The sequence below is a fragment of the Pandoraea pneumonica genome, assembly GCF_902459645.1.
Taxonomy (GTDB): Bacteria; Pseudomonadota; Gammaproteobacteria; order Burkholderiales; family Burkholderiaceae; genus Pandoraea; species Pandoraea pneumonica.
In genome coordinates, this window is the sequence record NZ_CABPSK010000001.1 from 1,133,439 (window position 1) to 1,150,852 (window position 17,414).

The window sequence follows — 17,414 nt, forward strand, 5'->3', positions numbered from 1 at the left end:
GCCGCAGCGAGATATGCCGAAACTGGCGACTTATTTAAAAACGCCTGCGCGGGCGTCCTGTTCGAACTGTATCGTCCAGGACGCTTCGCCGACTAGCGACCGGTAGTGCCGAATGCGGCGCATACCGCTCACGTAGACATCGTGAATGGCCTGCGCAAGATCGCCCTCGCCCGAATAGCTGGTTTCCACCGTCACGATTAAACGCTTCACGTTAATACCACTGGCGAGACATGCCGCGAGAAAACGTTCGCGTTGCTCGTCGGGAAGCGCTTCGATTCCCTGATTTTTGCGATCCATTCTGATCTCCCGGCGCGGTTGGGCATACGCTGCGCATTCAGCCGCATTAAGCCAGCTTGCCAACGCGCATCAAAACATTCTGACGCCGAACCCTGTCGCTTGTTAAGCAACGGGCCATAAAGATTTCGAGCAATGCGGCGTCATAGCGCGCATACTCGTTAAAACGGCGGCATCAGGAGAAAAACCATGCTTTCGCTCACTAAACAAGCCATTGCGGCCGCGCTCGCACTGATCGCGAAAGGCGACGAAGCACCGTCAGACGCGGTCATCGATGCGCTACTCGCCCGGGAACTGGTTCGCCGGGTCGGCCAACGCCTCGAAGTGACGCCGTACGGCAAATCTTACTGCCGATCGATGCACACCCCAGCATGGCACTGAGCTTCTGAAATACGTTTAGCGGGCACGTATGCCCGCTAAGGTCAGTGCGAATGACCGCATAGGCTTTGCGTCCAGCGGCCCCCGCCGATGCGCTCGAGGGGGCTCGAGTCTATCCGGCCTCGATTAACGCAATTAACGCGATTAGCGTGATTAGCGCCAGGCCGGCGCACGCTCTGAGCGGCAATACGAGCGCCCAAACTGGGTGAGCTCGAGCCGTTCGCCAACGCGGCAAATCAACTCCCGCGCCAGTAGCGCATTGATCACAGCTTCGGAAGGACGCGTCTGCCCGGTATCGGCAATGCGTTGAATGGCGGCCACGATGGCTTGCTTCGAAAGGGTCAGCATTCTTGAATCCTCAGCGGTCGGTCAATGACAATGATCGACGATCACGGATGGTTCGTTGTGCTCGTGCGATTTAGTACTGGCCGCAATCGATCACGCAGGATCGTGCAGCCTTATTGAATATTCACGGCATTCAACACGCGCGCCTTCACCGGCACGGGCAGCCAGCGCGCCATGCGCGAGCGCTGCACGAGATCGCGCGCCGCGCCACGGTAGGCACGGTAGCGCAGCCTCATGACAAAAGTCATCGCGGCAACGGAAAAAAAGCGAGTACGGTCAGGGGGAAGATAGTCCGCATACAGAAACCAGCTCGGGTTCGGATGCATGTCGACCTCATAGGGCAGGCGTCCCGCTGTCAACGAAGTTATCGACCAGTGCCTGAGCGTAAGCATTGCCTGCACGCCGTGCTTCCCCGATGGAGTCGAACGGAAGGCTCTGGAGCCGGTAGACCTGTGAATCCCCCGATGGAGTGAGATCTTCGAGCGTGGTGCGGGAAATCTTCACCGACACGCCAAACGTCCGATCGTGTTTCCGCTCTGTCGAATCGGGGTCCTGCTCGCGAAACACCAACGTTTCCAGGCGGAAACCCTTGTAATACGGAGTGACGTAGGCCATATTGCCCCCGACGACCGCTGCACCGCTCCCTGGCGTCGATTACGCGCCCGAGCAGGCACAACGAAAGGAAATGAGATCAGGAGGGTTTGGTACTGGAAGTCTGCAACCCCTTCGGACCGCGGGTGATGTCGAAGGACACCTGTTGAATCGGTGACGGACAACCAAGAAATTCAGAGATCGGAAGTGTCTCGCAAAGATCGGTAGGATCGACGCTCGATAAACGTCAGACTTGATGTTCGATTGAACACTTATACGCGGTAAACCTTGGCGCCGCAATGGATTTCTACCCCGTGGCGCGCAACGGTGTGCGCGCTTCGGTCATCGTAATTGCCGTCTCCGGCGCATATCGCACGCAGCGGTTACGCCCCGCTGCTTTGGCCTGATAGAGTGCCCGATCGGCGCGTTGCACCAGCGACGATAACTCGCCGCGCGCTCGCTCGTCGCAGGCCACACCGATGCTCACCGTTGCCGCCACCGCTTCGCCCTGCACGGTGCGCCCCGCCCGCTCGAATGCCTCACGCACACGCTCGGCAATCGTCAACGCCTCTGTCACGCTCACGCCCGGAAGAAACAGGGCGAACTCCTCGCCGCCGTAGCGCCCGAAGATATCGTCGGAGCGCAGTTGCTGCGCTGCCGTGCGCGCGAACAGCAGCAGTACGGTGTCACCGAACGGGTGTCCGTACGTATCGTTAATTCGCTTGAAGTGATCGAGATCGAGCAGCAGCAACGCCACCGGGGTGCGTGCCGTGCCATGGCGGCGCATCTGCTCGCGCGCAAGCCGGGTAAATTCCGGCCGGTTGAACGCTTGGGTCAACCCGTCGCGCGTGGCCGCCCGATGCAACGCAATTTCAGAGCGCTCTTTGCCGAGCGACACCATCAGGAAGCTCGCCACCACGATCAGTACCAGCATCTCGGTCGTCGCCACCTGCGCACCGAACCATGCAAGAAACTGCGCATCGGTGGGGCCGAGCCAGACGAGCGCGACGGCGCGCGCCGTGTAAAAGCTGCCATGCAACACGGCCACCACCGCCAGCACGATGCTGCTGGGAAGCCGTGTGCCCGACGCCTGCCAAAACTCCTTGGCGGCCATCAGGCTGTACAACGCCAGCAGCGAGAAGAACAGCACCCCGCCGCTCCACGCGTCGAGCGGACGCGCAAACAACCACGTCCCCCACAGCAACACCGCCGGGCCGCCGAACACGGCAACCCACTGGACACTGCGCCCATAAAAACGCCGGGCGCCGCTCCACACCATCGCGAACGCGAGCGTGGCCACCGCATTGCCCAACGGGTAAAGCACGGCGAGCCGCCCGCTTCGGGCTGCCAGCAAATAGAGGATGGGAGAAAAGGTGGCAAGCAGGAACGCCAGACTCCACCAGCGGGGAGACTCGGCCTCGTCGCGACGCAGCGCATCGAGCATGAACAGAATGCCCGTCGCAATACTCAGCAAGAAAGTGACGAATTGCAGCGTCGGCAGGTCCAACGCAGGCAACGACAACCCCAGAGCCATAGCTCCATTCCCCGGTGTGCGCTGCCGTGTCGGGCACAAGCGGGCAAAAAGCGAACAACAGCCCTGACACGATGCAGACGCGCGGATTGAAGGCGCGGGGGCGGCGGCAATGGTGCTTTGCACCGCCTGTGAGTTGGGATGGTAAGCACCGCAGCTGCTTGCGCGCCTCGTTTGGCGCACCGTCTGGCCGCCCCGGTTCGGCCATCGGTTTCTCTAGAGGTCTTCCGACACCGTGGCGCAATCGGCCGTGGCGTATCACGCACTTCCCTGGGCGCCCCGTCGATATGCGGTGGCAAGCCCTGCGTGGTATCTCGGAATCCTTGGAATTCAGCCCTGCTCCATACCCATGGGGCGGGATTCTAGCACGCCAGTTTGAGACTTCAACCGGTCGGCCAGTCGACTGGCTGAAGCGCATGTGTGGCGCATCTCAGCGCGCCTTACATTGCCTCACACAAGCGCCCAGCGTCTGCTCCGCCTTAATCCTGACGCCGACGTGCCGACAGAGCCCCCGCCGTTTGAATCACGAGATCGGCAAAACGGCGCTCGTCGCGTCCGGCGTTCCAGCGCACGCGCGGCACTGCGATATTGATGGCACCGATGGCACGGCCGTCGAGGTTGACCACTGCCGCCGCCGTGGAAATATCGCCCATGAAGTACTCGTCTTCGGTGTGCGCGTAGCCTTGCTTGCGAATGCGTGCGAGACGCTCTTTGATCTTGCGAGGCTGCCAGACGGTGGCTGGCGTGAACTCCACCAAATTCGTTCGCGCGAGGATGTCGTCGATCTCGGCGTCGTCGAGCGTCGCGAGCATCGCCAGCCCCGGCGCCGTGCAATATGCGGGCAACCGCGAGCCGACGATCACGTTGGCATTGAACACACTTCGGCTCACGATCCGCAGCACGAACACAATGTCGGTATCGAGGCGCACGGTCAGGTTGGTCGCTTCTTCGGTCTCCGCCGCCAACTGCTGAAGATACGGCGCCGCACGGCTCACCAGCTCGTTCGAGACAAGATAGTGATACGTGAAGTCGAGCAGCTTGGGCGAGAGTTCGTACTTCTTGCTCTGCGGATCTTTGAGCAAATAGCCGAGTGCCGAGAGCGTGAACGTGAAGCGCTGCGCCGCGCTGATGTCGAAGCCAGTAGCGGCCGCAATTTCGGACAGCGAGAGATGGCGCTTCGAGCCATCGAACGCGGTGAGCACCTTCATCGCCTTTTCGACGGACTGCACGTACAACGTCGATTCGCTCGAAGCGGCCGCCGGCATGTCGTCGGCGGCTGCCGTTTTGGCACGGGTACGGGGAGTTTTTTGGGTAGCCACGATCGTGATGGAATAAGGCAATCAGGCGAGAATTATCTCATAAAAATAACAGTCTATTTTATGCCGATAACTCTAAAATTCCCGCTCCCCCCCCCGTCATCCCGTCACTTCACCGACGATTGATCCCATGCCGACGACGTGTCGCGCGACAGCAGATGCTTGCGAATGCGCTCCGACGGCGTGGTCTCGAAACGTTCGGTTTCGCGATAGTAGCGCGGGCGCTGATAACTGGCGAGCTTGTCTGCGGCCCATGCGCAGAGGGTCGGCCAGTCGACGGCCTGCCCGTCGCGAAACTGCACATAGAGCAATACGTCCTGCTCACCGATTTCGCTCGCGACACCGATCGCGGCACACGCTGCCACGGCCGGATGCCGCGCGAACACGCGCTCGATTTCCCACGCCGACACGTTCTCGCCGCGCACCCGCATGCTGTCCGTGCGACGGCCCACAAACACCAGACTGCCGTCCGGGCTGCGGCGAGCGCTGTCGCCCGTATAGAGCTTGCCGTCGCGCAATGCCTTGGCGCTGGCTTCCGGATTGTCGAGATAGCCGGGCAGGAACACCCCTTCGACATCGCTCGACAACACGATCTCACCGAGTTCGCCGTCGGGCACCGGCTGGCCGTCGTCGTCGAGCAGTTCGAGCGTGAGCCACGGCAGTGCGCGACCGATCGAGCCCGGCGTATCGGTATCGTTGAGCGTGGCGAAGCTGGAGCATTCCGTCATGCCGTAGCACTCGCGCAAAGCACACTGCAAACGCTCGCGCGTTGCCTGCCAAGCGCTTGCCGCAACGCCTGCGCCCCACGCGACACGCAGACTGTTCTGCGCCGGTTGAGCCTCACGCGGCAACTGCATCAGGATGTCGAGAATGCCGCCGAGATAATGCAGATGCGTGGCCTGTGCGGTCTCGCACTGCTGCCAGAAGCGGCTCGCCGAGAACCGCTCCACCACATGCATTTCCACTTCGGCCAAAAACGGCAGCAGCAGCATTTGCGCACCGCCGATATGGCACAACGGCTCCCACAAGAACAGACGATCGCCGTCACCCGCATCGGCCACCTGCATCGCGGCCTCGCTGGCGATACGCATCATGCGGTGCGTGAACAGCACCCCCTTGGGCGCACCCGTCGTGCCCGACGTGTAGATGATGCACAGCACCGACGCGGGCGTGACCGGCGCAGCGTTCAGTGCCGCCCCATCGAACGCGGCGGCTTGTTGCTGCACATCGCTCAGCCAGTGCCGGACCACGCTCGGCCCGTGATGACCCGGCTGCTGTTCGGCGAGCACCAAGGCCGCGTCGAGCACCTCGCCAAACGCAGGCTCTGCGATCAGCAGCTTCGGCTTGGCATGCCCCAACAGATATTCGAGGCCGTCGCCCTTGAGGCGGGTATTGACCGGCACCCAGACGAGCCCCGAGAGCATTAGCGCGTAGATCAGCGCCACCTGCGTGGCGCTATTGCCGAGCATCACGGCCACGCGATCGCCCGGCACGAGGCCCTGCGCGGCAAACCACGCTTGCATCGCCGCCACTCGCCGGGCCATTTGCGCCCGGTCGATGGCGTCGCCTTCGTAGACGACGACAGGACGCGTGACCGACGCCGCCTCGCGCCCCCCGGCGAGACCGGCCATCAACAGCGGTACGACATCGAGCCGGTCGCCTTTCGCGCGTTGGGGAAAGTAGCGGGTGTACGGATGGGTGTTCGACTCGGTGTTCGAATGTGATGGCGCATTCATCGGCGCAACTCGGGCAGCGTTAGACATAGACATACGGAAATCCGCGGGAATCAGTAGCTCTTACGTTTGAACATCGAAGACAGCCAGACACAGAACGCCATCAGGAACACCAGCGAGGTGGCTACGGCGGCCAGCGTCGGCGTGACGGCCAGTTGAATGTCGTCCCACATTTGCTTGGGCAGCGTGGTGTTGATACCGCCGGAGACAAAGATGGCGATGGTCAGGTCGTCGAACGAGACGATGAAGGCGAACAGGAACGCCGAGCCGAGGCTGGCCGCCAGCAAAGGCAGCAACACGGTGCGAACGCGGGTGAACGCCGACGCGCCGAGCATCTTGGCCGCGTCGTCGAGACGCCAGTCGAAGCGCTTGAAACTTGCGCTGAGCGTGACCACCACATACGGAATCGCCAGCACCGTGTGTCCGATGACGAGACCGGCATTCGTGCCCGCCAACTCCCAGCGCGCGAACAGATACAGCAAGCCGACGGCGACCACGATGCGCGGCACGATCAGCGGCGCGATAAACACCGCGAAGAGCGGTTTGCGCCAGCGGCTAGGCAAGCGCACGAGTGCGAGACTCGCGCCAAAGCCCAACACCAGCGCCAATGCCGCCGTGGCAAACCCGACGCCCAGCGAGCGCAGCAGCGCCGATTGCCAGACGCTCGATTCCAAGAACGCCACGAACCATTTGAACGTGAACAACTCGGGCGGGAACGCTACGAACGACTGCTTGGTGAACGCGAGCGGCACCACGAACGCAATGGGCAGCACCAGCGCCAGCACGATGACCCACGCATAGGCTTTCAAGCCGACGCCATGCCCAGCGCGCCCCGAATTCGGCACGAACTTGCCTGCGATGCGCCCGACCGCCAGCAGCACAGGCAACAAACGGCCGCCCTGCCCGCCTGCACGCTGCGGCGCTTCCCCGGCGAGCGACGACAGGCCGACCACACGATCATAGACATAGAACACGACGATCGAACACAGCAGCAACACCGTCGACAACGCCCCGGCAAAGCGCAAATCGAAGAGCTCCAGCACCGACGAGATGACCAGTTGCGCCACCATCGACTCACGCGGCGAACCCAGCAACGCAGGCACGATAAAGAAGCCCAAGCTGGAGATGAACACCAGCAAACCGGCGGCCGCAGCCCCCGACCCCGACAACGGCAGGAACACCGTGAAGAACCCTGTCGCGCGATCGGCCCCGAGCGTCTCGGCGGCCTGCACCAGTTGCATGTTGATGCCGCGCATGATCGGCAGCATGGTCATCACGGCGAGCGGCAGCATGGCGTGCACCATGCCGATCAGCACACCGGTCAGCGACGGCGCGAGCGTACTCGCGTCGTCGATCAAGCCCAGATGCGTCGCCACGATGGTGAGCAAGCCGGTCTTGGAGAGCAGCAGCATCCACGCATAGGTCTTGACGAGATAGCTCGTCCAGAACGGCAGCACGATCCACAGCAGCCAGCGCTCGCGTGAGCGGCTCGACAAGCGCGCGAGCAGATACGCCACCGGATAGCCGAGCGCCACCGAGAGCGCGGCGGTGAGAAATGCGATCCAGAACGTCGAACCCAGCACCTTCACATAGACGGCCGAATGCGTCATGCGGGCGAACTGGGCGATGGAGAGCACGCCGTCGGCATCGTACAGACCGCCTTGCAGAATCTCGACGACCGGCACGATGAAGAACACCGCGAGGAAAAGCAGCGCGGGCAAAGCGGGTAACCAGCCTTGCAAGCGCTTCGGCCAGGCAAAGCGGGGCCCCGCCTGAGGCAGGCGTTGAACAAGCCACATGGCAAAAAACTCCTTAGGCGGATGCCTTACGGGATATCGGGAAGCGCCTCATCACAGCGAGTGCGGCGAGTGCAGCGTGAGCGTCTGCGTCAACGTGTGAGCAACGTGGCACGGCTGTCGTCCCACGACAGGCCGACGTGCTCGCCCACGCGCGGCGACAATTCGCGCGGGCACCGCACCGTGAACTCGGACGTCTCGGTGCCTTCGGCATGGTGGCCGAGCGTCACGATGGCGCGCGTGTCCGAGCCGAGGAACACCACTTCGCGAATGGTGCCCGCGAGCGCACCGTCGCCCGGCGGCGTAAGGCGTGCCGCTTCCGGGCGCACCAGCAAACTCGCCTCACCGGCTGCGGGCAAATCGGCACTCGGGCCAATGGGCACGAGCGTGCTGCCCACGCGCAACGCGACACGGCCGTCGTGCAGGCGTTCGACCACACCGTCGAGCAGATTCGAATGCCCCAGAAAATCGGCGGCAAAGCGCGTCGCGGGCCGGTCGTATAACTGCGCCGGGGTGCCGATCTGTTCGATACGCGCTTGATTCATCAGACAAATGCGATCCGACAGCGTGAGCGCTTCGTCCTGATCGTGGGTCACGTAGATAAACGTCGCACCCAGCTCCTGATGTAAGCGGCGAATTTCCAACTGCATGTGCTCACGCAGCTTCTTGTCGAGTGCGCCCAGCGGCTCATCGAGCAGGATGATCGACGGACGGAACGCGAAGCAGCGGGCGAGCGCGATACGCTGTTGCTGCCCGCCCGAGAGCTCCGACGGAAGCCGCTGCGCGAACGCCTGCATCTTGACCATGGCCAGCGCGGCGTCGACGGCCGGACCCAGTTCGGCCTTCGGCAGCTTGCGCATGCGCAGCCCGTAGGCCACGTTTTCCCACACGCTCATGTGAGGAAACAGCGCATAGCTCTGGAAGACCATGCCGATACCGCGCTTGCCGGGGGCGTCGCGCGTGGCGTCGCGCCCGTCGATCAGCAACTGTCCCGACGTCGGCTCGACTAGCCCCGAGATCATCTGCAACAGCGTGGTCTTGCCGGAGCCCGAGGGCCCGAGCAGCGTGAGGAATTCTCCCGCCGCGACCCGCAGGTCGGTCGGCAGCAGCGCGGGCGTCTCGCGATACGTCTTGGCAAGACCGACAGTTTCCAGTTTGGTACTCATGTTCGACTCATCCGGCAAGGTGCAGCTAACGACATACGGCAAACGACAAACAGCGTGCGACCCACAACGTGTGGCTTACGACAGCAGCCATGCGTTAAAGCGCTCGGTCGCCTTGGTGCGGTTTTCCGCCCACCACTGCGGGCTGGGCAGACGCATGCCCTTGAGGTTGTCCGGCGCGGTCGGCAACAACGGGGCGCGCTCTTTCGGAATGGCGTCGAAGGCCTTCAAGTTGGTCGGGCCGTACGCGAGGTCCTGCGTGATGAGCGCCTGACGCGCCGGGTCGCCGCAGAAGCGCACAAACTGACGCGCAAACTCGGCACGCGGCGTGCCCTTCGGAATGCCCCACCCTTCGATGGAATACAGCCCTTCGTTCCAAACGATCTTCACCGGTGCCTTGTTGTCGATGGCGGCCTGCGCGCGGCCATTCCATGTGGACATCATGTCGACGTCGCCGCTCTGAATCGCTTGCATCGCCTGCGCGCCCGAGGTCCACCACAAGTTGATGTGCGGCTTAATCCGGTCGAGCGACTTGAAGGCGCGGTCGAGATCGAGCGGATACAGCTTGTCGATGGGCACACCGTCGGCCATCAGCGCTTGCTCCAGCGTGTCGAGCGGACTGCGGCGCAGCGAGCGGCGGCCCGGGAAGCGCTTCACGTCCCAGAAGTCGGCCCATGTTTTCGGCGTGTCTTTGGTGAACTTGTCGGTGCGATACGCCAGCACGGTCGAGTACACATCCACCCCCAGCCAGTCGGGCGTCACCGCCTCGGGCATGATGCCGGGGAAGTCGGCCGCCTTCATGCCGATGGGCTCGAGAAAGCCCTTCGATTCGAGATACGGAATGTCGGCCGACAGCGTGAGTGTGGTCACGTCCCACACGAAGTTCTTCGTCTGCACCATCGCCGCGAATTGCGCGACCGGCTGCGAATCGCGGGCCACGCTCACCACTTTGATACCCGTGGCTTTCTCGAACGGGTCGTAAAACGCACGGCGATACGCCGTGGTGTACGGACCGCCCGGGTCAGAGACGATCAACTGACGCGCTTGCGCATGCGCACCGCGCGACGCGACGAGCGGCAAGGCGCTGGCCAGTGCCACGGTACCGGCCGCTTGCAGCAAGCGGCGGCGCGAAGGGTTTTGCGGGTCGTGCGAGAAAGACATAGGTAACTCCGCTAACGTGTGGGGTGTGCGCGGCGCGTCAGGCCTTGGCGGCTTGCGCCTTGGCTGCACGCTTTTCGAAGAACGCGGCCATCATGCGTGCCGGTTCGCCCGATTCGTACGACTCGCGCTGAATGCGCATGCCGGCTTCGATGGCATCTTGGAACGTGCCTTCGGTCATTTCGCGGAAGCGCTGCTTGTCCAGACGCATCGCCACCGGCGGCTTTTCGGCCAGTTCCGCCGCGATTTCCAGTGCCTTCTCGAACACCTTGTCTTCCGGCACGAGGTGATGAATCAGGCCCAAGCGATGGCACTCGTCGGCTTCCATCAGACGCCCGGTCAGCGTGAGCTCGATGGTGCGCGACAGACCCAGCATGTGATTCATGATCCACGGGCCGGTGGTGCTGGCGATGCCTGCATTGATTTCCGGCTGGCCCATGCGCACACCCGGGTGACCCACGCGGATATCGCCCAACAGCGACACCTGAAACGCCGAGCCGGCGGCCGTGCCGTTCAGGGCCATCACCAGCGGCTTCTTCAGACTGCGAATCACGTCGTAGTAATGCTCCCAGCCCTTGATCCACTCGATCGCGGTGTCGCCGTCGAAGTGCTTCGCCTCACCTAAATCCTGCCCTGCCGAGAAGGCGCGCCCTGCCCCCGTCATGATCACGGCCGCCACGTTGTCGTCGGCATTGAAACGCTCGAGCGCCGCGATGATCAGCTCGCGCATGGCGATGGTCCAGGCGTTGAGCGCCTGCGGACGATTCAACGTAATCACGGCGACTTTTCCGACCTGCGTGAAGAGAACTTCCTGCTCCGGCTGCTTTGCTGTCTCGCTCATTTCAACTCCAAGGGCACTCACATGTGCATTGAGGTGGCGGTCGTGCGGACATCGCACTTCTCGCTAAACAGTTATCTCACTGCAATAACTGTTATCTGAGAGCAATATAGTTTTTTAAAAATAATGGCGCAACCGGAATCGCCTCGGGGTTTACGTGAGGCGGTTGCACCCGGTGATGCCAGGCGCATCGCGTAAGCGCGCGGCATACCCAAACCTTGGCGGTCGGTATCGATGGAACGTTGTGCGAGATCGTGTTGCGCGTGAGCACGGGAGACATCTACCGGCTTGCGCATAAATTCGCCCATGACAATGGGCGACAGTATGGGCATGCAGTCGGTCAGATTGGTCTATGACGACACCAATGACCGAGTGCCCTATTTGGAGGAGATGGAGGTACGGCCGCGAGCGACGCCGTCAGCGCGCGTCTTTATGTTTTTTTAAGCGCCGGATAGCCTGCAACTGTGCGACCGCTTCGGCCAGTTCGGCCTGCGCTTTGGCGTAGTCGATGTCGCCATGCTGATCTTCCAGCAGCGCCGCTGCCTCCTCGCGGGCACGCTCGGCGCGCGCCTCGTCGAGACTGTCGGCACGCATGGCCGTGTCGGCGAGGATCGTCACCCGATCGGGCTGAATTTCTACGAAGCCGCCGGCGATGTACAAAAACGTCTCCGCACCATCCCCGGCTTCGATACGCACGGTGCCCGGTCGAATGCTCGTGAGCAGCGGCGTGTGGCCGGGCAACACGCCCAACTCGCCCGCCGAGCCCGGCACCTCGACGAAGCGCGCTTCCCCGGAAAATATCGCTCGCTCGGTGCTCACCACGTCGACCTTGAGTAATGCCATGTTCTTCTCTTCTCCCAATTTCGCTTAATACCCTCCGGCCTGTCTCGAAAGACAGGCCGGAGGCAGCCCAACCCACAGCGAATGCTTACAGCGTACGCGGCGGTGCCACGTTCAACTCGCCCGCCATCTTCATCAGCGATTCCCAGATGGGCGGGGTGAGATCGACGTGATCGTGATGCTTCTTGCGGTTCTCGGCCTCGTACTCGCCGGGATACTGCACCCGGTCGAAACCGGGCTGCGGCGGGCACGACGTCAGATAGTCGATAAATGCCTCGACCTCGTGCGAGCGCCACGTCGCCGCAAAGTCGACCTGCGGGTTGAGCACGATCGCGAACATATTGTTCGTGGCCACGCCCGCGCGCGGATGTTCCGGCTGAATCGTACCGCCGCCCGATAGCACACCCGCGAGCAACTCGGTCACGATGCCGAGTGCGTAACCCTTGTGTCCACCAAACGGCAGCAGCGCGCCAAACGGCTCGGTGAACAGCGCATTCGGATCCGTGCTCGGATTGCCTTCGCCGTCGATCAGCGACCCCGGGGGCGCCTGCTTGCCCTCGGCCGCCAGCACGCGCGCTTTGTTGATGGCGATGGCACTGGTGGCCATATCCACCACGAGCGGCGGACGGTTATTCGGCAGCGGCCCCGCAAAGCACAGCGGGTTCGTGGTCAGGCGCGGCTCGGCACCGCCGAACGGGGCCACCATCGGCTGACGATTCGTCACGTTGGTGAACGCCATGAACACGAGGCCCTGTAGCGCCACCATCTCGCCGTACTGACCCATGCGGCCCAAGTGGTGACTGTTACGCAGGGTCAGAATGCACACCCCCTTATCGAAGGCGCGCGCAATCGCGTGCTCCACCACGAATTTGCCCACGTGCTGCCCAAAGCCGCGGTTGCCCTCGTACAGCAACAAATTGCCGTGGTCGGTCATCACACTCGGACGGCCGGTCGGGTTGACCTGACCGTCTTCAAGCACTTTGCGATAGGTCGGCAGAATAGATAGGCCGTGGCTCGCATAGCCCACGCGGTCGGATTCGACCAAATGTTGCGCAACGTCGTACGCGATATCGTCCGGCACTCCCTGCGCTAGCAGCAGTTGCTTGCCGAAGTCGATGGCGTCTTTGACTGGAATTCGCATGGTGACTCCTTATGACCTCTTGCAATGGTTCTCTTTACAGCCAGCCCAGCCAGCGCCAGTAGGTCGCGGCAAAGAGCATCAGCAGCGCGTAACCGACGATGGTGACGATGATCCCCACCTTGGCGAACTGCTTCGCGGTGAAGGTGTCGGTGCCCAGACACACCATGTTTTGCGGCGCGTTGATCGGCAGGATGAAACCGAAGCTCACGGTGAAGCCGAGCAGCATGGTCATGCCCAGACGGTTGAAGTCGCCCGGCAGCGTTTGCAGCACGGCGATCAGAATCGGCAGCATGGCCGAGGTCAGCGCAGTTGCGCTGGCGAAGCCCAGGTGAATCAGGATCAGGAACGCCGCGAGCACGGCGAAGATGCCAAGTGTCGAGAGCGAGTCGAGACCGGTGGCGGCGACCACGTGGTTGCCGAGCCACTGACCGGCTTGCGTGGTCAGGAGCGCCGTCCCCAAGCTGATACCCACCCCGAACACGATCACGGTGCCCCAAGGAATGCGCGTCTGCACTTCTTTCCACGTCATCACACCGAAGCGCGGCAACATCAGCACGACCAGCCCGACATAGGTCACCGACGTGGTGTCGAAGCGGTGCAATTTGCCTTCCGTCGCCCAGAACAACAGCAGACCGATCGACACGGCGAGCAAGCGCTTTTGCGAACTCGTCATCGGGCCCATTTCACGCAACTGCGCTTCGACGGCCTCTTTGCCCCCGGCGATGGCGTCGGCTTCGGGCGGCATCAGCTTGAGCACGAGGACGACGAGCACCACCGACATGATGATGGCCCACGGGGCACCTGCGACCAGCCATTCGGCCCACGTAATGCGGTCGCCCAGCATCTTGTCCATGAAGCCGACGGTGAGCAGATTCTGCGCCGCTGCCGTTTGGATACCGACGTTCCAGATACTGGTGGCCTGCGCCACGATGATCATGATGCCGGCAGCGATGTTCGAGCGCTTGTCGACACCGAACGCGGCAATCACGCCCATCATGATCGGCACCACACAGGCGCTGCGCGCCGTGGCGCTCGGCACCACGAGCGAGAGCAAGATGGTCACGGCGATAGCGCCGATCATCACCCGACGCGTGCTCGTGCCGATTTTGGACAGCGTGACAAGCGCGATGCGGCGATCGAGCCCGGTGAGCGTCATCGCCGCCGCGATGAACAGCGCACCGGCCACCAGCGCCAGCGCCGAGTTTGAGAAGCCCGCGAGCGCCATGCTGATGGCACGCGACGTGCCGTATTCGACGCTTGGGTCTTGAATCGTGGGCGCGGTGCCCACGAGGAATGCCATCAACGACGTAATGATGATGGCGCTGGCTTCATACGAAACGGCTTCGGTAATCCACACCACCACGGCGAACGCGAGAATCGCGAGCATGCGGTGGCCAGCGACCGGCAGGTCATCGGGCATGGGGATCAGGAGCACGGCAATCAGGACGACGACACCCGCAATCAATCCAATGGGTATCGCTTTCTTCTGCTGGGGAGGGCTTTGCACAGAGACTTCAGGCGTGCTCATAAGGGGGCTCCAGAACGGAATGGCATGCCGGCAGTCGGCATGTCTTGAGTAACTGCCACGCGTGAACTGCGGGTTAATCCTAACCGCATTGATCTTGGCGAGGCAAGCGCGAGACAAAGTGAGAAGCACGTACCGATTTTCCCGAAACGCAGGGCCTGCGCGGCACCTGGCGACAAAGCCAGTCGAGGGCGTCGGCGAATCGGGGCGGCCGGTGGCGTTGCAGGGGATACAGACGGGTCAATGCCTCGGTGAGCGCGGCACGTGCGAAGGCCGGTGCGGGCAAGCGCACCGTATCGGTCGGTCGAGGGGATTAGAAATGCAGTCCGAAGTACTCGGGCGATGCAACGAACATTTGGGTGCTCTGCACCGGCCCCGACAAGGCGCGATGCCAGACCGTCTGGTACAAGCCCGTGAGCCCGGCACGCGGTCCGGTAATGACAGTGTCGACGTGCCGCGTCACTCCGGCGTTGGCCAGTGTGCCGCCCAGCGTCGAGCCGCCCACGATGATCGGCTCCGCAGCCCACTCGCCCGCCTCCCCGAACACGTCGTTCCATGGCGGAGGCACCACGCCGACCAGAGCGGCCGGGGGTGCGCCCGGCGGCGCGTGCGTGGGTGCGCGAGCCGAACTGCGGGCCACACGCTTCGAACGTGTGGCCCGCGCCGGCCGGGTACCGGTGGTTGCGCTGGCCGTGCTGCTCGTCGCTGCCACCGAGTGATTCGGTGCAACCGGCGGCGTGGCGGCATGTGCCGATGCCGACATCCACACGAACAACAGCAACGCCAGCGCAGGAGCGGCGCCCAAGGGGCGGGAGAGCGACTTCGTCATGACATCCTCGTGTGTCGGCGGTCAGCCCCGCCTGTCTTGTCAGACATGGAGCAACTTCCGGACCACGAGAAACAACTTGTTGATTCTTATGCACTTCTATTTTCACCAGTCGCGTGATGTCGGCGCGTTTCTTCAGAAGTGTTTCATTTCAGAAACGTCCGGCAGCCGCGATTGCTTCAACGTTGAAACATCGGACACCACCTTGTGGGCAGGCGCCCTACTTCACCCATGAAGCATTTATCGACTTTCGACACCCTCGATTCTGGGCTGGCGTTTCGTCTGGCGCATTGATGTAAATCAAACAAAGCGAACGACCGTGCGAAAACCCGAATTGACGGACGGCATGTCCTATGGCTCGCGCACGCGCCCGACGGCATAAAGACAGCATAAGGCCGCGCGTCGGCTGACTGCCCCCTCAGATGTATCCGAAAGTGCGGCACGGCCGACGACGTGTCCGGCGGCTCTCTGGCACAATCGCTCAACGCCAGATGCGACTGGCAATGCGTTGCACACCTAGCCGGTGTACCAGCGTGCGGGCCGGTCGCGTCGCATGACAACCAGGAGTCAGCAATGCCCCAGTTCGATGTGGATTTGTTCGTGATCGGTGCCGGTTCCGGCGGTGTGCGTGCAGCACGTGTCGCCGCGCAATATGGTGCGCGCGTGAAAGTGGCCGAGGAGTTTCGCGTGGGCGGCACGTGCGTCATTCGCGGCTGCGTGCCGAAAAAGCTCCTGGTGTATGCGAGCCGCTTTGCCGACGAATTCGAAGATGCGGCTGGGTTTGGCTGGAACGTGGGCACCCCCACGTTCGACTGGAATACGCTCATCGCCCGCAAGGACAGCGAGATTGCGCGGCTCGAGAACATCTACCGCACGAATCTGGAACGCGCCGGCGCGGAGCTCATCGAGGCCCGCGCCGTCATCGAAGGCCCGAACACCGTCGTGCTGCCCGCGACCGGCGAGCGCATCACGGCGGGTCACATTCTGATTGCGACCGGCGGACGACCCGCCGAGCAGCCACATTTCGTCGGACGCGAGCACGCGATCTCGTCGAACGAAGTGTTTCATCTGGATCAGTTGCCCAAGCGCATTACCGTGATTGGCGGCGGCTACATTGCGGTGGAATTTGCCGGGGTGTTCGCCGGGCTCGGCTCGAAAGTCACCCTGGTGCATCGCGGCCCTCACCTGCTGCGCGGGTTCGATGAAGACGTGCGGACGTCGCTCGAAGCCGCCTATCGCGAGCGCGGCATCGATGTGGTGCTCGATCGTACAGTGACGCGCGCCGACAAAGGGCCGGACGGTTTGCGCGTGACGCTCTCCGACGGCACCACGCATGAGACCGACGTGCTGCTCAGCGCGGCCGGACGTGTGCCGTACACCCAAGGGCTTGGGCTGGCGGCGAGCGGTGTCGCACTCAACGACAAAGGCGCGGTGATCGTCGACGAGTTCTCACGCACCAATGTGCCCACCATCTTCGCCGTGGGCGATGTGACAGACCGCGTCAATCTCACGCCGATGGCGATTCGCGAGGGTCAGGCGTTTGCCGATACGGTGTTTGGCGAGCGCACGACGCGCGTCGATCACAAGCTGATTCCGACGGCGGTGTTCAGCACTCCGGAGATCGGTGTCGTTGGACTCATCGAGAGCGAAGCGCGTAAACAATTCCCGCAACTCAAGGTGTACAAGGCCGTCTTCCGGCCGCTGAAAGCGACGCTCTCCGGTCGGCAGGAAAAAGTGCTGATGAAGCTGCTTGTGGATGGCGGCACCGACAGAATTGTCGGCGCGCATATGGTTGGCGATCACGCGGGCGAGCAAGTGCAGTTGCTTGGCGTCGCGTTGTCGATGGGTGCCACGAAGGCGGACTTCGACCGCACCCTCGCCGTGCATCCGACGGCCGCCGAGGAGTGGGTCACGATGCGAACGCCGGTGGCTTGATCGC

At 62.8% G+C, this 17,414-nt stretch carries 17 protein-coding genes; 2 read left to right on the forward strand and 15 right to left on the reverse strand.

Annotation, left to right across the window (positions count from 1 at the left end):
* Positions 1–30: 30 nt before the first annotated feature.
* Positions 31–297 (reverse strand): hypothetical protein, encoded by a 267-nt coding sequence (locus tag PPN31114_RS04900; protein ID WP_150678329.1) that lies wholly within the window; start codon positions 295–297, stop codon positions 31–33.
* 186 nt (positions 298–483) lie between these two features.
* Between PPN31114_RS04900 and PPN31114_RS04905 the strand changes: the two genes are divergently transcribed.
* A complete protein-coding gene (locus PPN31114_RS04905) occupies positions 484–675 on the forward strand; it encodes a hypothetical protein (protein ID WP_150678330.1) in 192 nt (63 codons plus the stop codon).
* Between the two features lie 150 nt (positions 676–825).
* Here the strand turns inward: PPN31114_RS04905 and PPN31114_RS04910 are convergent, their stop codons facing one another.
* From PPN31114_RS04910 to PPN31114_RS04975, 14 genes are all read right to left on the reverse strand, one after another.
* Positions 826–1,020, reverse strand: a complete 195-nt coding sequence (locus PPN31114_RS04910; protein WP_150678331.1) for a hypothetical protein — start codon at positions 1,018–1,020, stop codon at positions 826–828.
* Between the two features lie 110 nt (positions 1,021–1,130).
* Positions 1,131–1,343 carry a hypothetical protein gene (locus PPN31114_RS04915; RefSeq protein ID WP_150678332.1) on the reverse strand — a complete coding sequence of 71 codons (213 nt, stop codon included), beginning with the start codon at positions 1,341–1,343 and terminating at the stop codon, positions 1,131–1,133.
* Positions 1,344–1,350: 7 nt separating this feature from the next.
* Positions 1,351–1,632, reverse strand: a complete 282-nt coding sequence (locus tag PPN31114_RS04920) for a hypothetical protein (protein ID WP_150678333.1) — start codon at positions 1,630–1,632, stop codon at positions 1,351–1,353.
* Positions 1,633–1,915: 283 nt separating this feature from the next.
* Entirely contained in the window at positions 1,916–3,142 is a 1,227-nt protein-coding gene (locus tag PPN31114_RS04925; RefSeq protein ID WP_150678334.1) for a GGDEF domain-containing protein, read from the reverse strand.
* A gap of 476 nt (positions 3,143–3,618) precedes the next feature.
* Positions 3,619–4,404, reverse strand: a complete 786-nt coding sequence (locus PPN31114_RS04930) for an IclR family transcriptional regulator (RefSeq protein ID WP_246182461.1) — start codon at positions 4,402–4,404, stop codon at positions 3,619–3,621.
* A 158-nt stretch (positions 4,405–4,562) separates the two neighbouring features.
* A complete protein-coding gene (locus PPN31114_RS04935) occupies positions 4,563–6,191 on the reverse strand; it encodes an AMP-binding protein (RefSeq protein WP_246182400.1) in 1,629 nt (542 codons plus the stop codon).
* A gap of 50 nt (positions 6,192–6,241) precedes the next feature.
* Complete coding sequence (locus PPN31114_RS04940) at positions 6,242–7,987, reverse strand: ABC transporter permease subunit (protein WP_150678335.1); 1,746 nt, start codon at positions 7,985–7,987, stop codon at positions 6,242–6,244.
* 89 nt (positions 7,988–8,076) lie between these two features.
* Positions 8,077–9,150 carry an ABC transporter ATP-binding protein gene (locus PPN31114_RS04945; RefSeq protein ID WP_150678336.1) on the reverse strand — a complete coding sequence of 358 codons (1,074 nt, stop codon included), beginning with the start codon at positions 9,148–9,150 and terminating at the stop codon, positions 8,077–8,079.
* Positions 9,151–9,225: 75 nt separating this feature from the next.
* Positions 9,226–10,308, reverse strand: a complete 1,083-nt coding sequence (locus PPN31114_RS04950; RefSeq protein WP_150678337.1) for an ABC transporter substrate-binding protein — start codon at positions 10,306–10,308, stop codon at positions 9,226–9,228.
* Positions 10,309–10,345: 37 nt separating this feature from the next.
* Positions 10,346–11,146 (reverse strand): enoyl-CoA hydratase/isomerase family protein, encoded by an 801-nt coding sequence (locus PPN31114_RS04955; RefSeq protein ID WP_150678338.1) that lies wholly within the window; start codon positions 11,144–11,146, stop codon positions 10,346–10,348.
* Between the two features lie 414 nt (positions 11,147–11,560).
* Positions 11,561–11,986 (reverse strand): F0F1 ATP synthase subunit epsilon, encoded by a 426-nt coding sequence (locus PPN31114_RS04960; RefSeq protein WP_150678339.1) that lies wholly within the window; start codon positions 11,984–11,986, stop codon positions 11,561–11,563.
* Between the two features lie 85 nt (positions 11,987–12,071).
* Positions 12,072–13,124 (reverse strand): Ldh family oxidoreductase, encoded by a 1,053-nt coding sequence (locus tag PPN31114_RS04965; protein ID WP_150678340.1) that lies wholly within the window; start codon positions 13,122–13,124, stop codon positions 12,072–12,074.
* Between the two features lie 34 nt (positions 13,125–13,158).
* Positions 13,159–14,652: a DASS family sodium-coupled anion symporter gene (locus PPN31114_RS04970; protein WP_150678341.1), complete on the reverse strand. Its 1,494-nt coding sequence runs from the start codon at positions 14,650–14,652 to the stop codon at positions 13,159–13,161.
* Between the two features lie 310 nt (positions 14,653–14,962).
* Complete coding sequence (locus PPN31114_RS04975) at positions 14,963–15,478, reverse strand: hypothetical protein (RefSeq protein WP_150678342.1); 516 nt, start codon at positions 15,476–15,478, stop codon at positions 14,963–14,965.
* A gap of 570 nt (positions 15,479–16,048) precedes the next feature.
* On the opposite strand from PPN31114_RS04975, the gene gor reads away from it, so the two are divergent.
* On the forward strand, positions 16,049–17,410 hold the full coding sequence (gor, locus tag PPN31114_RS04980; RefSeq protein WP_150678343.1) for a glutathione-disulfide reductase: 1,362 nt from the start codon (positions 16,049–16,051) through the stop codon (positions 17,408–17,410).
* Positions 17,411–17,414 lie beyond the last annotated feature (4 nt).